This window comes from Acidobacteriota bacterium (genome assembly GCA_016716905.1).
Classification (GTDB): Bacteria; Acidobacteriota; Vicinamibacteria; order Vicinamibacterales; family SCN-69-37; genus SYFT01.
On record JADJUS010000014.1, the window covers coordinates 49,804 to 68,268 of the forward strand.

At 64.1% G+C, this 18,465-nt stretch carries 18 protein-coding genes; 8 read left to right on the forward strand and 10 right to left on the reverse strand.

Going from position 1 to position 18,465, the window contains the following annotated elements:
- Window position 1: 1 nt before the first annotated feature.
- Genes IPL75_14125 through IPL75_14135 form a run of 3 tightly spaced genes read right to left on the reverse strand, consistent with a single transcriptional unit; the run spans window position 2 to window position 1,938 of the window.
- Complete coding sequence (locus tag IPL75_14125; protein ID MBK9241358.1) at window positions 2-790, reverse strand: TonB C-terminal domain-containing protein; 789 nt, start codon at window positions 788-790, stop codon at window positions 2-4.
- Window positions 787-1,260, reverse strand: a complete 474-nt coding sequence (locus tag IPL75_14130; protein ID MBK9241359.1) for a biopolymer transporter ExbD — start codon at window positions 1,258-1,260, stop codon at window positions 787-789. Before IPL75_14130 ends, IPL75_14125 begins: the two co-directional genes overlap by 4 nt.
- A gap of 12 nt (window positions 1,261-1,272) precedes the next feature.
- Window positions 1,273-1,938 (reverse strand): MotA/TolQ/ExbB proton channel family protein, encoded by a 666-nt coding sequence (locus tag IPL75_14135; protein ID MBK9241360.1) that lies wholly within the window; start codon window positions 1,936-1,938, stop codon window positions 1,273-1,275.
- A 213-nt stretch (window positions 1,939-2,151) separates the two neighbouring features.
- Here IPL75_14135 and recN point away from each other — a divergent pair, with 213 nt between their 5' ends.
- The 6 genes from recN (at window position 2,152) to IPL75_14165 (ending at window position 9,949) form a co-directional block, all read left to right on the forward strand.
- Window positions 2,152-3,855 (forward strand): DNA repair protein RecN, encoded by a 1,704-nt coding sequence (gene recN / locus IPL75_14140; protein MBK9241361.1) that lies wholly within the window; start codon window positions 2,152-2,154, stop codon window positions 3,853-3,855.
- Window positions 3,845-5,182, forward strand: a complete 1,338-nt coding sequence (gene miaB, locus IPL75_14145; protein ID MBK9241362.1) for a tRNA (N6-isopentenyl adenosine(37)-C2)-methylthiotransferase MiaB — start codon at window positions 3,845-3,847, stop codon at window positions 5,180-5,182. Before recN ends, miaB begins: the two co-directional genes overlap by 11 nt.
- Window positions 5,172-5,654 carry a bifunctional nuclease family protein gene (locus IPL75_14150; protein MBK9241363.1) on the forward strand — a complete coding sequence of 161 codons (483 nt, stop codon included), beginning with the start codon at window positions 5,172-5,174 and terminating at the stop codon, window positions 5,652-5,654. Before miaB ends, IPL75_14150 begins: the two co-directional genes overlap by 11 nt.
- Before the next feature lie 56 nt (window positions 5,655-5,710).
- The gene (locus IPL75_14155; GenBank protein MBK9241364.1) at window positions 5,711-6,466 is read left to right on the forward strand and encodes a ParA family protein; all 756 of its coding nucleotides are present in this window, start codon (window positions 5,711-5,713) and stop codon (window positions 6,464-6,466) included.
- Window positions 6,467-6,491: 25 nt separating this feature from the next.
- Window positions 6,492-7,286: a ParB/RepB/Spo0J family partition protein gene (locus tag IPL75_14160; GenBank protein MBK9241365.1), complete on the forward strand. Its 795-nt coding sequence runs from the start codon at window positions 6,492-6,494 to the stop codon at window positions 7,284-7,286.
- Window positions 7,287-7,648: 362 nt separating this feature from the next.
- On the forward strand, window positions 7,649-9,949 hold the full coding sequence (locus IPL75_14165; protein MBK9241366.1) for an LptF/LptG family permease: 2,301 nt from the start codon (window positions 7,649-7,651) through the stop codon (window positions 9,947-9,949).
- On the opposite strand, the gene IPL75_14170 is transcribed toward IPL75_14165, so the two are convergent.
- From IPL75_14170 to xerD, 4 genes are all read right to left on the reverse strand, one after another.
- Window positions 9,921-10,205, reverse strand: a complete 285-nt coding sequence (locus IPL75_14170) for a hypothetical protein (GenBank protein MBK9241367.1) — start codon at window positions 10,203-10,205, stop codon at window positions 9,921-9,923. The two genes, IPL75_14165 and IPL75_14170, sit on opposite strands and share 29 nt — an antisense overlap.
- On the reverse strand, window positions 10,171-11,652 hold the full coding sequence (locus IPL75_14175; protein ID MBK9241368.1) for a CehA/McbA family metallohydrolase: 1,482 nt from the start codon (window positions 11,650-11,652) through the stop codon (window positions 10,171-10,173). The genes IPL75_14170 and IPL75_14175 overlap by 35 nt, the downstream gene beginning before the upstream one ends.
- A gap of 31 nt (window positions 11,653-11,683) precedes the next feature.
- Window positions 11,684-12,835: a methionine adenosyltransferase gene (locus IPL75_14180; GenBank protein MBK9241369.1), complete on the reverse strand. Its 1,152-nt coding sequence runs from the start codon at window positions 12,833-12,835 to the stop codon at window positions 11,684-11,686.
- Window positions 12,836-12,932: 97 nt separating this feature from the next.
- A complete protein-coding gene (gene xerD, locus IPL75_14185) occupies window positions 12,933-13,823 on the reverse strand; it encodes a site-specific tyrosine recombinase XerD (GenBank protein ID MBK9241370.1) in 891 nt (296 codons plus the stop codon).
- A gap of 39 nt (window positions 13,824-13,862) precedes the next feature.
- Between xerD and murQ the strand changes: the two genes are divergently transcribed.
- Complete coding sequence (gene murQ / locus IPL75_14190) at window positions 13,863-14,786, forward strand: N-acetylmuramic acid 6-phosphate etherase (GenBank protein MBK9241371.1); 924 nt, start codon at window positions 13,863-13,865, stop codon at window positions 14,784-14,786.
- Here murQ and nagB read toward each other — a convergent pair.
- Together nagB and IPL75_14200 are read right to left on the reverse strand one after the other, a co-directional pair.
- Window positions 14,783-15,538 (reverse strand): glucosamine-6-phosphate deaminase, encoded by a 756-nt coding sequence (nagB, locus tag IPL75_14195; GenBank protein ID MBK9241372.1) that lies wholly within the window; start codon window positions 15,536-15,538, stop codon window positions 14,783-14,785. The two genes, murQ and nagB, sit on opposite strands and share 4 nt — an antisense overlap.
- Before the next feature lie 21 nt (window positions 15,539-15,559).
- Entirely contained in the window at window positions 15,560-16,495 is a 936-nt protein-coding gene (locus IPL75_14200) for a hypothetical protein (GenBank protein MBK9241373.1), read from the reverse strand.
- Window positions 16,496-16,573: 78 nt separating this feature from the next.
- Between IPL75_14200 and IPL75_14205 the strand changes: the two genes are divergently transcribed.
- Window positions 16,574-17,653 carry a serine hydrolase gene (locus tag IPL75_14205; protein MBK9241374.1) on the forward strand — a complete coding sequence of 360 codons (1,080 nt, stop codon included), beginning with the start codon at window positions 16,574-16,576 and terminating at the stop codon, window positions 17,651-17,653.
- On the opposite strand, the gene IPL75_14210 is transcribed toward IPL75_14205, so the two are convergent.
- Entirely contained in the window at window positions 17,650-18,414 is a 765-nt protein-coding gene (locus IPL75_14210; protein ID MBK9241375.1) for a type II secretion system protein, read from the reverse strand. The genes IPL75_14205 and IPL75_14210 overlap by 4 nt on opposite strands.
- Window positions 18,415-18,465: the final 51 nt, after the last annotated feature.

Consider the following 18,465-nt stretch of genomic DNA (forward strand, 5'->3'; position numbering starts at 1 on the left):
GCTATTTGACTCCGTAGTCGAAGCGTAGCCGAACCCGAAGCGTGCTCTCTTTGTAGTCGCGGGGCAGCGGAGGAATCATCGCCAGCCCCACGGCTCGGCGCGCCTCCTGATCGAGGATAAAGCTCCCGCTCGAGGCAACCGGGTCCCGAGCGATGACCTTGCCATCTCTCGCGACGATAAACAGGATCTCGCTCCAGCCCGTTTCCTGCTGGAGGTTGTTCCACACTTTCCGGATCGCGTCTACCATTTGTTTGGTCCAGACAGGATCAAACGTATTGAGGTCTACGACGCCACCCGTGCCGCCGCCTCCGGCCTGCGTCAACCCCTGTCCAATGCCTGTGGCCCCTGTATCGGTCACGGCCGTGCCGACCTGCACGTGTTTTCCGGTGGTCGGCGGCTTCGGGGGAGTCACCGCTGGAGGCGCGGCCTTCTCGGGCACTTTCTCAGGCACCTTCGCCGGAGTGACGGCCTTGGTCGGCGTCGGCATGACGTCTGGTTTTGGTGGGGGCACCGGCTTGACCGGTTCCGGGCGCGGCGGGTCGGGTACGGCTTTCTCAACCGGTCGCCCGGCAATCGGCGCGACTCCCGTCGTCTTTTCGCCAAACGAACCGCCCAGGCTCACCTCAATCACATTCGGCTTGACCGGTTCGCTCGACAACCAATTCGAGGGAATCAGCACGGCGCCGATAAAAACGATCAGGTGGATGGCCAGGGAATATCCAAAGAGCCGCGTCAGCCCTCCGTCGTCTTTCGCACGTGCGTCGATGACGTCGGTGATCGCGCCTCTCACGGGAACTGTCTCCCGTCGGGTGGGGCGGTGGCAATCTGGACCCGGTCCACGCCTCCAGCCTTGAGAGTGTCCAGCACGGTGAACAGGGTCTGCAGTGTGACGTCCGCATCGCCATTGACGTAGACGTCTCGGGTTGGGCGATCCTTCAGCTCCTGCGAAACTCGCTCGGCCAGGAACCGGATTCCGACGCGCAACTTCCCGAGGAGTACAACCCTGTCGCGCTCAAAGCTGAGAGGGACGGTGACGTAAACCGGTTCGGCTTTGATGGGCTGCGCACTGCGCGACTGGGGCAGGCGCACGCCGAAGCCCTGCTGCATCATCGGCGCGCTCACCATGAAGATGATGAGCAGCACGAGCATAACGTCCACCAGCGGCACCACATTGATCTCGGCGAGGGACGTGGAGACACGTTGGCTCCGTCCACGCCGACTGCGACCGCCGCCCTGCGAGACTTGTTCGACCTTTGGCACGGGCGCGCTCCTTCAGGAAAAATTCCGCTCGGCGATGTTCAGGAACTCCATCGAGAAGTCATCCATCGCGGCGGCAAAGCCCTTCACCTGGTACGTCAGGTCGTTATAAAAAAACACCGCCGGGATCGCCGCAAACAACCCGGCCGCGGTGGCCACGAGCGCTTCGGCGATACCAGGGGCCACCACCGCGAGATTGGTCGACCCGGTTTCACCAATGCCCTGAAACGACGACATGATGCCCACGACCGTGCCGAACAATCCGATGTACGGCGTGATTGAAGCGGTGGTCGCCAGGAAACCGATGCGCGATTCCAGGCGGCTTACCTCAACGGTAGTGGCACGCAGGAGCGCACGGTCCAGACTCTCAAGGCTTCGTAGAGTAGGACGCGGGACAGCCGAACCGGGTTTGACTTCACCGGCCGCGCGTAGTTGCGTGTTCAACTCCGCGTATCCCATGTGGAACAGGCCCACGAGGGGACTGGCCACCAGACTGCCGCACACCGAGTGGACCTCGGAGAAGCGGCTGCTCTTGCGAAAGATCTCCAGGAACGTCGCCGTCTGTTTTTCCGCGCGACGGAACTGGCTCCGCTTGTGAAAAATGATGCCCCAGGACAATGCCGAGAACAGCAGCAGAATGACGAGCACCGCCCACGAGAGGGGCGACGCGTCTTTCAGCAGCGAAACGATATCGGTATTGCTCGGGCCGGTGACGGCCGCATCTCCAGCCGGACCCTGGGTTTGAAAAGCCAGGATCAGTGTGCCTAGCGTGCGCAACAAAACCTCCGCCTACACAAGTTGGGGCGCGCTGGGAAGCGCGAGAACAGATTTGAATGTACCACTAGGTCAAAGGGCTGTCAAAGGTTTGATACGATTGGACTTCGTTCAATTCCCATGCTGCGCTTTCTTGCGATTCGTCATCTCGCGGTCATTGATCACCTCGAGGTGGAGTTTGTGCCGGGGCTCACGGTGCTCACCGGTGAAACAGGCGCCGGCAAATCGATGCTCGTGGAAGCCATCGATTTACTCGTCGGCGGACGAGCGAGCGCGGACCTGGTGCGCACCGGCGAGGAGACCGCCACTATTCAAGCGATCTTCGAGCGCGAGGACGGGCGCGAAGTCATCGTCCGTCGCGAGATTTCTTCGCAGGGCCGCAGCCGCGCGTTTATTGATGATGCGCTCGCCACCTCGGCCGCCCTGCGGCAACTGGGCGCGTCGCTCGTGGACCTGCACGGACAGCACGAACACCAGACATTACTGAATCCGCTGGAACACGCCGGACTGGTGGACGCGTACGCCGGGCATCATGAACTGGCCTCTGATGTGGCCCGACTGTTTGCCGAGTGGCGTGCGGCCGCCGGCGCCCTGGAACGAACGCGACTCTCGGAGCGCGAGAAGGCGGCGCGCATCGAGACCGTGACCTTTCACCTTGCCGAACTCGATCGCGTGGCGCCAACGCCGGGTGAGGACGATCGACTCGCCGGTGATCGCCAAGTGCTCGCGAATGTTGACCGCCTCGAACGGCTCTCGACCGAAGCCTACGGCGCTTTGTATGACAAGGAAGGGTCGGCGCTCGAATCTCTGGCGGTCGTCTGGAAGCGGGTTGCCGATCTCGCCGAGATCGATCCGCGATTTGCGCCGTACGTCGATCAGCGCGATGAAGTGAAAGCCCGTCTCGAAGACCTGGCCTTCATGCTGCGGTCCTATGCGGGTGACCTCGACGCCTCGCCCGAACGGTTGCAACTCACCGAAGACCGCCTGGCCGCGATCGAGCGGCTGAAGAAGAAGTACGGACCGACGCTGGACGAGGTCATCGCCTCACGCCAGGCGTTCCATGACGAATTGGCCGCCCTCGAGGCCAACGACGAGCGAGCTGCCGTGCTTGAGCGAGAGGCCGCGGCGGCGGCTGAGAGGTTCCGGCTTCGGGCGCTCGAACTGTCGGCGTCCCGAAAGGCGGCGGGGAAGCGCCTGTCGGCCGCACTCGAGTCCGCGCTCGGTCAGCTCGCCATGCCCAGCGCCCGGGTCGACGTCCGGGTCTCTTCAAGTCCGGACCAGCCAGACACCTGGACCGCCCTCGGAGTGGACGCCGTCGAATTCTTCCTGTCCCCGAACCCTGGCGAGGACCTCCGCCCGTTGGCACGCATTGCCTCAGGTGGCGAGCTCTCCCGCATCATGCTGGCCCTCAAGACTCTGGCCACCCCTGATGTGGCCGGCCGGACGCTCATCTTTGACGAGGTTGATGCCGGCATCGGCGGGGCAGCCGCGGATGCGGTCGGCGCCAGGCTCCAGCAACTGGGCGCGCGGTTCCAGGTCCTGTGTATTACCCACCTGCCGCAGATTGCCTCACGCGGGGTGTCCCACCTCCACATCGCCAAACAGGTCAAACAGGGCCGCACCATCACCGCGGTCTCGCGGCTCGACGGGGAGGACCGCGAACTTGAGATTGCCAGGATGATTGCGGGGCAGGACGTGTCCGCCCCAATCCTGGCGTCCGCCCGCGACATGCTGGCCGCCCGCCGTTTCGTCGAAGATAAAGCAAAAGGCGAAAGCGAAAGTGGGTCGATGGCGAAAGCGAAAGGCAAGCGGCGTGGCGCGTAAATACCGCCTCGAGACCTTCGGCTGTCAGATGAACTTCCACGACAGCGAACGCATTGCAGGACTGCTGGAGGCGGACGGGTTCGAACTGGCTGGCTCAGATGCCGAGGCCGATCTGCTGGTTCTCAATACCTGCAGTGTCCGTGAACGGGCAGAAGACAAGCTCCATCATCGCCTCGCCGAAATTCGAGGCGCGGCACGCGCGGCCGGTCGGCGCCCCACAATCGCGGTCACTGGCTGTGTGGCACAGCAGGAGGGCGCCAAGCTCATCGACAGCGACAAATCCATTGATGTGGTCGTCGGCACCCAGGCCCTCAAGCAGCTCCCGGCCCTTGTGCGTGAGGCCACCGAGCGCCAGGCCAGACTCGTCGATATCCAGCCGTACGACGATGTGTCGTTTCCGTTGGGGGTGGCAAAAGCCTCCGACCCGTCGCGGGCCTGGGTGACCATCATCGAGGGCTGCAACGAATTTTGCTCGTTTTGCGTGGTGCCGTACACCCGCGGCCACGAGCGGATGCGGCCCGTGGCCGACATCCTCGCAGAAGTCGAACGCGCGGCACAGAGCGGACGGGTCGAGGTGCAACTGCTTGGCCAGATCGTCAATCACTACCAGGCGCCCGATGATGCTTCGTGCGACTTTGCGGCGTTGTTGGAGCGGGTGAGTGCGGTGCCCGGCATCAGGCGGATTCGATTTGCGAGTCCCCATCCCAGGCACGCGACCGACCGGCTGATCGCCGCGATACGCGACCTGCCCAAGGTCTGCCGGCACTTCCATCTGCCCGTCCAGTCAGGATCCAATGCCGTCCTTCAGGCCATGCGGCGCCGCTACACGCGCGAGGACTACCTGGCTCTGGTGACAAAGCTACGAGCCGACGTGCCGGGCATTTCTGTCTCAACGGACGTGATTGTCGGGTTCCCTGGCGAGACGGAAAGCCACTTCGAAGAGACCATGGACCTGGTTCGAAGGGTGCAGTTTTCGTCGATGTATTCATTCAAGTACTCGCCCCGGCCGAACACGCTGGCCTTCAAGCGTTTGTCTGATGACGTTCTGGAGTCCGACAAGACGCGCCGGATCATGGCCCTCCAGGCTCTGCAGGCGGAGATTCAGCTCGGCCTTTATCAGCAGCAGGTCGGCTCGGTCGTTGAGGTTTTGGTGGAATCAAAATCACGTCGCAGGGATTGGGAGCTGGCGGGGCGCACCGATGGCTGGGTGCTGGTCAATTTCTCCGGCTCTGAAGAGTTGATTGGCCAGTTTGTTCAGGTGCGGGTGACGTCGGCCGCGCCGAACAGCCTGCGTGGGGAAGTCGCGGAGGTCGCGCATGCTCATTGAGATGTCGGTCAAGGGACTGATGGTGGACCCGCTGACCAACCTGCCGATCATCATTCTGCGAGACGAGGCGAATGAGCGGGTGCTGCCGATCTGGGTCGGTCCCGTTGAGGCCAACGCGATCGCCCTCCAGATGGAGAACGTCGCGACGCCTCGGCCGATGACCCACGACCTGCTGCGGCAGCTTCTTGAGGGGATGGGTGGCCGGTTGAACCGCGTCATCATTCACGAACTGCGGGAGAGTACTTTTTATGCTTTCCTCGAGGTCATTCGCGACAACGAGCGGTTGCTGATTGACGCCCGCCCGAGTGACGCCCTGGCGCTCTCACTTCGGGCCAAGGTCCCCATCTTCGTCAACGAGAGCGTCTTCTCGAACGTCCAGGCGGTGGATGTGGGACCGCAACACGTCGATCAGGAGCGATTACAGCGCTGGCTTGAGAGCCTGGATCCGGATGATCTTGGCTACAAGATGTAGTGGGTGTATCATCAACGCGGCGGATTGCCGGCGCGCAGGCTGACCGTTCCAACAACATGATTATTGCCATTGCCAACCAGAAGGGCGGCGTCGGCAAAACGACCACCGCCATTAATCTGGCGGCAGCGTTTTCCCTTCGGGGCCAGCGTACGCTTCTGGTCGACCTCGATCCCCAGGCCAACAGCACGATGTCCTACGTGGACGTGGCGACGGTGGAGCGTTCGGTCTACGACGCGATCACCGATCCCGCGGTCGCGATCCAGGACATCGTCAAGGCGTCTTCCCATCCGAATCTGTGGGTGGCACCGTCGCGCATCGCGCTGGCCAAGCTCGAGGGGAAGCTGTCGGGCGAGCTCGACTCGCACTTCCGGCTCAAGGACAAACTCGCGCCGATCATCAACGACTACGAGGCCATTGTCATCGACTGTCCGCCGGCGCTGGGGTTGCTGACGGTCAACGCACTCGTGGCGGCCACGCACCTGTTGATTCCGATTCAGTCGTCGTACTTCGCACTTGAGGGCACGGACGATTTGCTCGAGACGATTGAGAAGGTCCGTATGCGGGCCAACACCGACCTTCGGATTCTCGGCGTGGTCATTACCATGCACGACAAACGCACGGCCCTGGCGAAGGACATCCGTGCCCAGATCGACAAGGTCTTTGGCAAGAAGGTGTTCAAGACGGTGATTACGAAGAGCGTCAGGCTGGAGGAAAGTCCGGCGTACAAAGAGTCCATTTTTAAGTTCGCACCAGAGTCGTCTGGCGCGACAGAGTATTACCGGCTTTGCGAGGAGGTGTTGGATCGTGTCTAAAAGAGGCCTGCCAACCAGTCTGAAGATGCGTCATGACGAACACTACGTGGACGCGCTGACCAACTCGGCGGGCACGCCGATCGGCCGGATGATTCCCATCGACGAGATTGACCCCAACCCGGATCAGCCGCGCCAGGTCATGGGCGACCTGTCGGAGTTGATGGCGTCCATTGCCGAGAAGGGAATCATCGAGCCGCTGATCGTCCGCCAGCGCGGCGGCCGGTACCAGATTGTTGCCGGCGAGCGCCGGTATCAAGCCTCGGTCCAGGTGGGGCTCCGCGAGCTGCCGGTCGTCATTCGCGATGTGGACGACAACGAGATTGTGGAAGTCGCGCTCGTTGAGAACATCCAGCGCAAGGACCTGAGCGCCTTTGAAGAAGCCGAGGCGCTCCATACACTGGCCGAACGCTGCGGATACACCCACGAAGATCTCGCACGGCGGATGGGGAAGTCGCGTACCAACGTCACGGAGTCTCTGGCGCTCGCGCAGATGCCCACAGAGGTCAGAAATCTCTGTCGGCTGGCCGACATTTCCTCTAAGTCGTTGCTTTTACAGATAGTTAGGCAACAGGACCCACAGAAAATGATCGCGTTAATAGAGCGATTGACCAGGGATGGCGGCGGTGCCGCTGTAACGCGTGAACAGGCGCGGAAAGTGGCCGCAAAACCGAAGCCTGGTCGTCCCAAGGCGTTCGTCTTCAAGTACCTTCCGCCGGCAAAAACCTTTAGTCTGAAGCTCCAGTTCAAGAAGTCTGAAGTGGACAAGACGGAAGTCATCGCCGCACTCGAAGGCATCATCGCCGACCTCCGAAAGAGTTGAGACGCGACCCGAAACATAGCGCGGCATTGGGTCTCAAGGCCGCGATGTCCGGCGCGCTTGAGACCCAGCGCGCCCTACGAGGACACGCATTTCGTAGCGCGGCCTGGTTCTCAAGGCCGCGGACACACGCGCGCTTGAAGTTCTGTGCGCGTCACGGAGTAGGCCGGGCGCATAGTTATACACGCGGCCTGCATACGACTCAGGCCGGAAGCCCAAGCCACAAGCACCCGCAGGGCTATGAATCAGCAATAATAGATGACATAATATGTCTTATCAGACATTGAATATATTGTTCGGGGTTGGTGCCTGTGCATGAATTGCGGAGCCACTTCCAGCGTGATATCGTCTCAAACCAAGCCTGAATGCGGACCCTCGACCGCTACCTGATTCGCGAAACTCTCGGCCCGTTTGCGCTGGCCCTGGCCCTGTTCACGTTCCTGCTCTGGGTCCAGCCGATGCTCAAAACGGCTGAGATGTTCATTGCCAAGGGCGCGCCCATCCAGACCATCGGGTACCTGTTGCTGACCCTGCTGCCGCAGGCACTCGGCATTACGGTGCCCATGGCATTCCTGGCCGGCGTCGTCATGGCCCTGGGACGGTTCTCAGGCGACCGCGAGGCTGTGGCCATGATGGCCTGCGGCGTCAGCCCCGTCCGCCTGATCCGGCCGATGATGCTGCTCGCGGCCGTCGCCGCCGGCGCCACCTTCTACGTGCTGGTCTGGCTCATGCCCGACGCCAACCAGTCGTTCCGCGACGTGACCTTCCAGCTCATGAAAAAAATGGCGGCGGAGGACATCCGGCCCCGCCTGTTTTATGAGGGCTTCACCGGGCGCGTGATTCTGATCGGCGAACGAAAGACCGATGGCGGGTGGACCGAGGTCATGGTGGCAGACACCTCGGTGGCCGGCCGGCCTTCCATCCAGCTCGCCCAGGAAGGCCGTCTGGTCGCCGACGAGCCAGCCAGGCTCGTCAACGTCATCCTGTCCGAGGTGGCCAGTTACCGGCCGCTCGACAGCGGCAACGAGTACCAGATTCAGCGGTCGAAGGAAGAAGTGGCCCACATCGACCCTACGTCGGTGTTCGGCGACGGCGCCTCGCCTGGCCGCGGGTTCAACGAGCTGACCATGGCCCAGCTCGACGCCCAGGCTGCCGAAAAGGTGGCGGCCGGCCAATCGCCGCACAACGAGATCATGTACAAGCACCAGCGGTTCGCCTTTCCGCTGGCCTGCCTCGTCTTCGCCATCGTCGGCGTCGCGCTCGGCGTCAGCACCCGCAAGGACGGCAAACTCGCCGGGTTCGCCATCGGCATCGGCGTGATCATGGCCTATTACGGCATCATGACCCTGTTCGACGGACGGGCCAAAGGCGGCGCGTTCCCGGCTCTCTGGGCCCGATGGATGCCGAACATTATCCTCGGCGTCGTCGGCGTGGCCCTTCTGTGGTGGCGCACGCGGGGCGCCATGCCAATGCCGGCCTGGCTCGCGGTTCGGTGGCCGGCAATCCTCACACCACGAGCGATCGCGGCAGCTGCGGGCCCCGGCAAGGTCGTGCTGGTCATCCGCTATCCGCGGCTGTCGCTGCCCCGTCCCAGCCTGATGGACGTCTACGTCGGCCGCAAGTACCTGCGCACCGTGATTCTGGCGTTTGTGGGTCTGATGGCCCTGTACTACATCGGCGAGTTCATCGAGTTGTCCGAAAAACTCTCGAAGGGACAGGCGACGATGCCGATGATCGCGCAGTATTTTTACTACGCCACACCGAAGTTCATCTATTTCATCGTGCCTCTGGCGACGCTTGTGGCCGTCCTGACCACACTCGGTGGATTGGCCCGCACCAATGAATTGACGGTCCTTCGGGCCTGCGGCATCAGCCTCTACCGGACGGCGGTGCCTTTGCTGGCGTTGGCCCTCATCTCGAGCGGCTTGATGTTTGCCCTCGAAGACCGGGTCATGGCGCACTCGGAACGTCAGGCCGAGGTGCTGCGCAACGAGATTCGCGACCGGCCCCAGCGCACATTCAACGTGGCGAATCGCTCGTGGATGATTGGCCGCGGCGGCGAACTCTATCACTACGCCGTGTTTGACGTGCGCGCGAAGACGCTGCACCAGTTGTCGATTTTCAAGACCGCCCGCAACCCATACCGGCTCACATCGCACACGTTCGCCACGCAAGCGGTGTTCATCGACGGAGCATGGCAGGCCACAGACGGATGGGAACAGACGTTTGACGACAAAGGCCGGGTGCGTCGCACGGCATTCAAGTCCGAGGCACTCCCGCTTGAGGAGCCGGGCTTTTTCGGCGCCGAGCAGTTTGAAGCGGAGTTCATGAGTTACGGGGAGCTTCAAACGTATATCGAGGAACTCGACCAGAGCGGCATCAGCTTTGCCGCGCACAAGGTGGAACTGCAACGCAAGGTGGCGTTTCCGTTTGTCACGATGGTCATGACACTGATCGCGATTCCGTTTGGTGTGACACTCGGCCGCCGCGGTGCGCTCTACGGTATTGGATTGGCGATTGTGCTGGCCGTCGCCTACCTGCTCGTCTCGACGCTGTTCATCGCGTTCGGCGTGGCCGGCTGGCTGCCTCCGGTGCTGGCCGCCTGGGCGACCAACATCGTTTTTGCCGCCGCTGCGCTTACCGCGTTGTTGACTGTGCGGACGTGATGGGCTGCCCCGCGGCCTTCATCACGAGCGACAGGCCCGAGATCCACACGCGGCCCGCCGACCCCGGGCGCGTGTGCCAGGTATCCACCACGAGCGACAGCGATCGGACGAGCTCAAGCGGCGGTGTGGCCGCCAGCCCCACACCGACCGCCGCAAAATCCTGAAGGTCGATGGTGACCGTACGGGGCGTGGCATCGACATAGACAGACCGCTGCCACCGGTCACCGTCCACGCCTCGCGGCACCCGCCACTGCATCGATACGCGCATGGGCGGCTCCGCCCGAAGAGTCATCGTCACCGCGTCGAATCGATCCTGGCCCGATAGCGGGGTACGCCATCGCTGCGTACTGTCCACTGGCTCGGCCGGGCGCCAGTGAAAAGGCGAGCCCCACTTCCCCTCCGGTGGCGGTCAGTTCGCCGGTTGAAGGCTCGTGCCGCTCGATGGCCCACAAGGCAGGGTCGTTCAACGCTTTCACAATGACGGCGTCGCCGAGCGCGTGAACGGTGGTTGTTGGCGGAGGCGCCGACGTGCCCACGCGGATGGCATTGGTGACAATCCACGGCAGCGCGCGATTCGGAAGCCTGACTTCGGCTCGATAACTCGCCGGCGCGCCGTTGTGGATGTACACGGCACTCCCCCGGCCCGACGCCACTTCTTCGCCGCCCCGCAGCAACACGACGACGGCGTCGCTGGGCTCGGGCACGGTGGCCTGCAGCGTCACGGGCTGATCGGTACTGACAGACTCCCCCATCGCCCAGGACATGGCGTCGTGCGACGCGGTGAACGAGACTCGCCCAGGCGAGGCGATGGCGCGGACGACGGAGTACGTGCGGCCACTGCGCAGGGCCCCGAGGATGACGCCGGCGTCACTTGCCGCCTGTTGCGTGAGCGGCTGTGACAATTCGATCCCCTGCACGACGGTGCCAAACATATCCAGGTAGCTGGGGCGCGCAAGGATGGTCGACGCGTTTCGGGAATCGCCGGACCCATCGGACTCATCGGGGCCGACACGCGCGTGCGCATCAATCCCTGCCAGGCCGACGACCGGACCTTCGCTGGCGAGCGCATCCCAGCGATGGAGCGATGCCGCCGGGCGGTCGAATAGCGCCGCGATCGCTTCGGAGGGACGAATGAGGTAGTGGCCTATTGTCCGCGCGAGGATCGCCGGCGATTCGTCGCGCCATTCGGAGTCGGCGTTGAGCCATTCCACGCCATCCGCGCCGGTGGTGTCTCCACGCCACTTCAACCCGGGCTTTGGAGAATCAGGATGTGCGATCACCACCCATCCCCCCATGCGGTGTACGTCTTCGATGGTGTCGCGCGCTTCACCACCGAGAGGAAACGGTGACCCTGTCGTGAGGCCGAGCGCAACCAGGTGGCCTGATGTGGTGGAGATCTCGACGGCGTCGATGATCAACACTCCGTGCCGATAAAACGGGGGATCCGGCGTCCGCGTGGCATCTCCATGATCGGAGAGCACCACGAACTGGAGGTTCGCCGACGCCGCAGCACGCGCCACGTCGTCTGGGCTGCCGCTGCCATCCGACCGATTTGTGTGGACGTGAAAGGCGCCGAACACGGTCGTCGGTTGCACGGGCGAGAGCGTCCGGGAGGCGGACGGCAGCGTCACGCCGACGTACACGACAACGGCGGCCCCGAGGGCCGCCGCTGTGATGAGTATTGTCTTTCGGATGGGGCGCATGACGGCTTCGTCTGTGGCCCCGCGGTGAACGTCAGATCCCGGCGTCGGCCTTCAGCGCTGCGGCCTTGTCGGTGCGTTCCCACGTGAACTCCGGCTCGGTGCGTCCGAAGTGCCCGAACGCCGCCGTCTTGCGATAGATCGGACGACGGAGATCGAGGTGGCTGATGATGCCCTTTGGCGTCAGGTCGAAGTGCTTCTTCACCAGCTCGGCCAGTTTCTCTTCCGAGACCTTGCCGGTGCCGGAGGAATCCACCAGCACGGAAACGGGTTCGGCGACGCCGATCGCGTAGGCCAGCTGCAACAGCGCCTTGCTGGCCAGGCCTGCGGCCACGATGTTCTTCGCCACGTACCGCGCCATGTAAGCGGCCGAGCGATCCACCTTCGTCGGATCCTTGCCCGAGAATGCGCCACCGCCGTGCGGCGCCGCGCCGCCGTAGGTATCCACGATGATCTTGCGTCCGGTGACGCCGGCATCGCCATGCGGGCCGCCAACCACAAACCGACCCGTAGGGTTGATGTAGATCTTCGTGTTCGCGTCCATCAGGTTGGCCGGGATGCTCGGCTTGATGAGCTTCTCGGTCAGATCGCGGTGCAGTGTCTCGTTGTCCACCTCGGCCGAGTGCTGGGTGGAGACCACCACGGCGTCCACACGCACAGGCGTATCGCCGTCGTACTCGACAGTGACCTGAGACTTGCCGTCCGGCCGCAGGTAGGTCAGCTCGCCGGAGCGGCGCAGGGTCGAGAGTCCTCGTGTGAGTTTGTGCGCCAGCATGATCGGCAGCGGCATCAACTCGGGCGTTTCGGTGCACGCATAGCCGAACATCAGGCCCTGGTCGCCGGCGCCGCCCGTATCCACACCCTGGCCGATGTCGCGCGACTGCTCATGAATGGACGAGAGCACCGCGCACGTTTCGGCGTCGAATCCGTACTTGGCGCGGGTGTAGCCGACGTCGGTAATCACTTCGCGGACCACGCGCTGTGTATCAATGGTGCAGGAGGTGGTGATCTCCCCCGCCACCACCACCAACCCGGTGGTGACCAGCGTTTCGCACGCCACGCGCGCGATCGGATCCTGCGCGAGAATCGCGTCGAGAATGCCGTCTGAAATCTGGTCGGCGATCTTGTCGGGGTGACCCTCGGTCACCGATTCGGACGTAAATAAATGACGGCCAGCGCGTCCCATCCAGGAACTCCTCACGTTAGGGCCGCGCGACGGCCCGGGAAAAGCACAGCGTACCAGACGCTTCTCGTACGGGTCAATCGGGAAAGGCTCCGCACACCTAGCGGCGCGGGTGGAACGCGTCGTACACCTGACGGAGCCGCACCTCCATCACGTGCGTATAGATTTGGGTCGTGGACAGATCCGCGTGCCCCAGCATGGTCTGGATCGCGCGCAGGTCCGCGCCGCGCTCCAGCAGATGTGTGGCGAACGAGTGCCGAAGCACGTGCGGGCTCAGATGCGTCTTGAGACCGGCCGCGTCCCCGTAGTCCTTCAAGATTTGCCAGAAGCCGCCCCGGCTGAGCCGCCGGGCTCCGCGCTGGCTCACAAAAAGCCACGCGGGGTCTTTCTTTTTCACGAAGGCGGGTCTCGCCTCTGACAAATACTGTCGCACCCACCCGGCGGCCACATCGCCGAGCGGAACAATCCGCTCCTTGCTGCCCTTGCCCAGGCATTGGACATACCCCTGGTCGAGGCGTACGTCGGCCATGCGCAGACTCACGAGTTCCGAGACACGGAGGCCCGTCGCATAGAGCACTTCGATCAGGGCGCGGTCGCGAAGCCCGCCCGGGGTAGACACGTCGGGCGCGGCCAGCAACGCATCGACCTCGGCCATCGAGAGGAACCGCGGCAGTGACAGGAACGCCTTCGGCGCGTGGAGGTCATCCGCCGGGTTCTCGCCAATGTCACCGCGACGGCGCAGGTGCAGGTAGAATCCGCGCACCGAGGCCACCAGCCGGGCTGTGGAACTCGGTGACAGCCCGCCCGCCATCGCATCGCGCACAAATCCTTCCAGGTCACGGCGGTCCAGGTGCACGATTTCCCGGCCAAGGCCTTCCGCGAACACGCGCAAACGCGCCAAATCCCGGCCATACCCATCCAGTGTGTGCACCGACAGGCGCCGCTCCACCTCAAGGTGCCTGAGATAGGTGACGATGGTGTCCGGGGTCATTGTCGAGTACTCTACGCACTTTCGGCGTTTGTGTAACTCATGGCCTACCAATCCAAGTGGCAGTATCTTCCGACCGAAGCCATCAACAGCGCCTCGATGGCACTCGACAGGATGCCCGTGCTCGAGATTGTCGATCTCGTGCTGGCCGAAGACAAGAAGGTGGTCGCGGCCGTCCAGAAAGAGCGGGAACGCATCGCTCACGGCATCGACATCATCACCGCCGCGCTTAAGAAAGGCGGCCGCCTGGTGCTGGTCGGCGCGGGCACAAGTGGCCGGCTCGGGGTGCTTGAGGCGGCCGAGATGCCGCCGACCTTCAGCACAAAACCCGAACTGGTGCAGGCCATCATGGCCGGCGGCCAGGAAGCGATGTTCCGCGCGCGTGAGGGCGTGGAGGACAACTTCGAAGAAGGCGGCCGCAGCATCGCCCGGTTGCGCATCGGCAAACGCGATGTGGTGATTGGCGTGTCGGCCAGCGGAATCACGCAGTTCGTGAGGGGCGCGCTCACCGTGGCCCGCAAGAAGGGCGCGCGCATCATCTTTGTCACGTGCTGGCCCGGCACCGAACTCCAGAATTTTGTGGACCTCATCATCGCGCCGTCGGTGGGGCCCGAAGTGATTGCGGGGTCCACGCGGCTCAAGGCCGGCACCGCCACCAAGATGGTGCTCAACATGCTCACCACGGTCTCGATGGTCCGCATCGGCAAGACCTACGGCAACCTGATGGTGGACGTGAAGACGGGCTCGGACAAACTCAAGGACCGCGCGCAACGCATCGTCTCCATGGTGACGGGCGCGGATCCCGACGAGGCGAAGGCGTTGCTGTTGCGCGCCAAATGGAACGTGAAGATCGCCATCGTCATGAAGAAGGCGGGGTTGTCGGCGGCGCAGGCCGGCGCACGCCTCCGGCGCGCCCACGATTCCATTCGCGAAGCGCTCGGCGAAGACATCGACGTACCGATTTAGTTCTTCGTGTTGGTTCGCGGCGCTCTGAGTCGCGCGGCAGCGGCCCGGTCGAGAATCACGAGCACATTCGGGTGCGCCTGCAGCAGTGAAGCCGGTACGCGCGTGGTGATTGGCCCGGTGAGCGCGCGCGCCACCATTCCGGCTTTCGCGGCCCCCGTCACCAGCAGAATGATCTGACGCGCGCCCAGGATCGTGCCCATGCCCATCGACAGCCCATGGGTCGGGACGGACCGCCAGTGTCCACCAAACAGTCGGGCGTTGGCCCGGCGCGTGGCGGGCTGCAACGCCACGCGGTGCGTGCGGGCCTGCAGTTTGTCTGCGGGTTCGTTGAACCCAATGTGGCCATTACGTCCCAGGCCGAGCACGATTACGTCGAGGCCGCCGGCACGTGTGATGCGTTGCTCGTAGCGCGCGACCTCGCGCCGCCAATCGGTCGAACGACCATCGGGCAGATGCGCTCTGCGCGACGACAGATTCACGTGATCGAATAAGTGCGCCTGCATGTACGACCGGTAACTGCCGGCGTCTCCCCTGCCCAACCCGGCGAACTCGTCGAGGTTGAATGTGGTGGCGCGGGAAAAATCGGCGCGGCCGGCGCGGTACGCACGCACGAGGGCGCGGTACATCGGTATGGGCGTGTCGCCAGTGGGCACGCCAAGCACGAGTGCCGGTTGCCGGCGCAGGTGATCCAGCACGCGTGAGGCGGCAGCAGCGGCGGCTCGAGCAGCAGTGGTGCAGGTAATTACGTGCATCGTGGAGTGGAAAGTAGACACTTATTCGTCGAGATACGTGGGCAGCACCAGCGCATCACTCGCGGCCGCCAGGGCAAGAGAGACGGCGCCTGTGGCAGGCTCCCCCAGCAATGGTGTCACAACCATGCCGGGCCAGCGGCCGGTGAGGTGCGCTGCCACACGCTGGCGCAGTCGGGGCGCGGCCTTGAACATCCCGCCGGCAAGAATCACGGGCCCGTGCGAGAGCCGCAGCATGTGGCACACCGACAGTGCCGCGAGCCCGAGTTCGCGTGCGCCGGTGTCGATCAAATACAACGCGATCTCGTCGCCTTCGGCGGCCGCGGCCTCGACGTGAGGTGCAATCGCGGCGACCGTGGCAGGCTCAAAGGTGCGGTGGTAAATCTCGCGCACCAGATCCTGCGACCGCGCCACGCCGAAGTGCGCGAGCACCCGCGCGGTGAGTTGTGTGTGAGGCCCCCGGCCGTCGGCCGAACGCACCACAGCACGCAAGGCCTGTCGCCCCAGCCAATAGCCGCTGCCTTCATCGCCCAGCAGGTAGCCCCACCCTCCCGCCCGCGCGGCCCGGCCCTCACGATTGCGGCCGTAGGCGATCGACCCGGTGCCGGCAATGATCACCACGCCGGGCGCTCCAGGCAGACCGGCTTCAAGGGCAATGAGTGCGTCGTTGACCACGATCATCTGACTGTGCGGGGCGACTCGGGAAAGAATGGCCAGAGCCGCTGATTGATCCGCCGCGCGGTCCACGCCGGCCATGCCGAGGCACACGACCGTGGGGGGGGCCGAGAGACCCGATGTCACCTCGGCGATCACCCGGTGCAGCACCCGTTCGACCTGGACTTCTCCCGCATGTTGCAGATTGGCACCGGGGCCGCGCGATTCGGCCAGCACCCGGCCGTCGCGGTCCGCAAGCTGGCACACGGTCTTGGTACCGCCAGCGTCGATGCCGAGGACGAACACGCCAACAGCCTACTCCATCACCCTGCCCATCGGCGGCTTGACACGTCGCGGGGCAGAACTGGTACCTTCGGCTCTCTGATGTCTGATCTGTTTGCGCGCGGCCGGGCGGTCATGAAGGACGCGCAATTGGCGGGCGCGTTTCCCGCCGCCGTTTGCGAAGTGGGTCGTGCAGCCGGTCCGGTCTGGGCCGAAGCATTCGGCCGCCTGTCGTATGACGACGACGCGACCGCGACAACCACGGAAACCATATTTGATTTGGCCTCGCTGACGAAGGTCATGGTCACGACGTCGCTGGTGATGGCACTCGTGCGCCAGGGGACGTTGTCGGTTGAGACGCGCGTTGCCGATGTGGTGCCCGGTTGGCGCGGCGCCGATCGCGCGGGCATTACCGTCGGTCAACTGCTCGATCACTCGTCCGGCCTGCCTGCACAGGTCCGCCTTCCGGCATCCGCGCGAGTCCGCGAAGAGGCGCTCGCCGTGTTGTGCGCCGTTCCGCTCGAACGGCCGCCGGGCGCCGCCGCGGTGTATTCGGATGTCGGGTTCATGCTGCTGGGCCGGCTGATTGAGATCGCCGCCGGTCATCCACTCGATGCCCTCTGGCGCGAATTGTGGAGCGCGCGTCCCGGCGCCGATGCTGTGGGCGCGTGGCTCGGGTTCACGCCAGGCGCTTCGCAGCGGCCCTTCATCGCCCCCACAGAATCTAGTGCCGAACGTGGCGGCGTCCTGCAGGGCGTCGTCCACGATGAAAACGCGGACGTGCTCGGCGGTGTGGCGGGACATGCGGGTCTGTTCGGAGCCGCACCTGCGGTGGGCGTCTTTGCATCCTGGGTACTCCGGTCGTTCCACGAGTCCACTTGGCTCGCGACGCCAGAATTGATGCGACAGTTTTCCGCCCGCGGCGTGGTCCCGGGAAGTTCGCGCGCACTGGGATGGGACACCATGCTTCCCACATCGTCGTGTGGATCGCTCATGTCGCCGACGGCGATTGGGCACACCGGATTTACGGGTACATCGCTGTGGATCGACTGGGAGCGCGACGTGTATGTAGTGCTGCTGACGAACCGCGTCCATCCGACGCGCAAGAACGAGCGCTTTCTGCCATACCGCGCGCGGTTTCACGACGCGGTGATGACCGATCTCCGCCTATCGAAGAGTTAGAGACCGCCGCGCCCGCGACCCGGCACCGGAGCGGGAATGCCGCCGCCGCGGCCCGGGGGCACTTCGACGCCTCGCCCTGGTCCGCCGCCCCGTGGGCCCACAGGTCCTCCGCGAGGGTCACCCGGGCCACCAGTTCGGCCATCACTCCCGATCGGACCGCCGCGGCCGTCACGGCCACCGCCAGACTGGCCGGCCTGCCCCGCGCCGCCGGCGCGACCCATCAGGGCTTGCGCATACTGCACAGTAAACGGCCAGTCGATATATCGCTGCTGATTCAGGTACACACGGATGGAGGTATTGGTGCTCTTGCTGTAGACGCCGCCGATGGACCCGACAATCTGCGTGCCCGAAGGCGCGCCGCGTCCAGTCTGCGGTGCTGAACCTCCGGCACGTCCGGCACCGCCTGTGGGCTGTGTGCCTCGTCCGGCCGCCCCCGTCGGCTGTCCCGCCGGCAGCAAGCCGAAATCGCCCCCGGTGATCGGATCCTTGTATTTCTTTCGGAGGAACTTCCCTGTGTAGAGCACCTCGATGTCGCTGGGCAGCAGGTTGTTGTTCTTGCGCGAATACAGGACCAGCGCCCGCGCGTACTGGTTGCCCCGGAAGATCAACTCCTCTTCCTGCTCTCGAATCGCCTGCGTGCGCCAGGCGGGTAACAAGGCGGACATGCCCACCGCCATGATGGCCATCACGACGAGCAGCACGACCATCGTGAAGCCCTCAGCGTCCAACCGGGAGCAGGGGCGATCGGACAGGCGTTTCACGTCCTGACAATCTTGACCCACTATGTCCATGAACGTAATATCCTTGAGGTC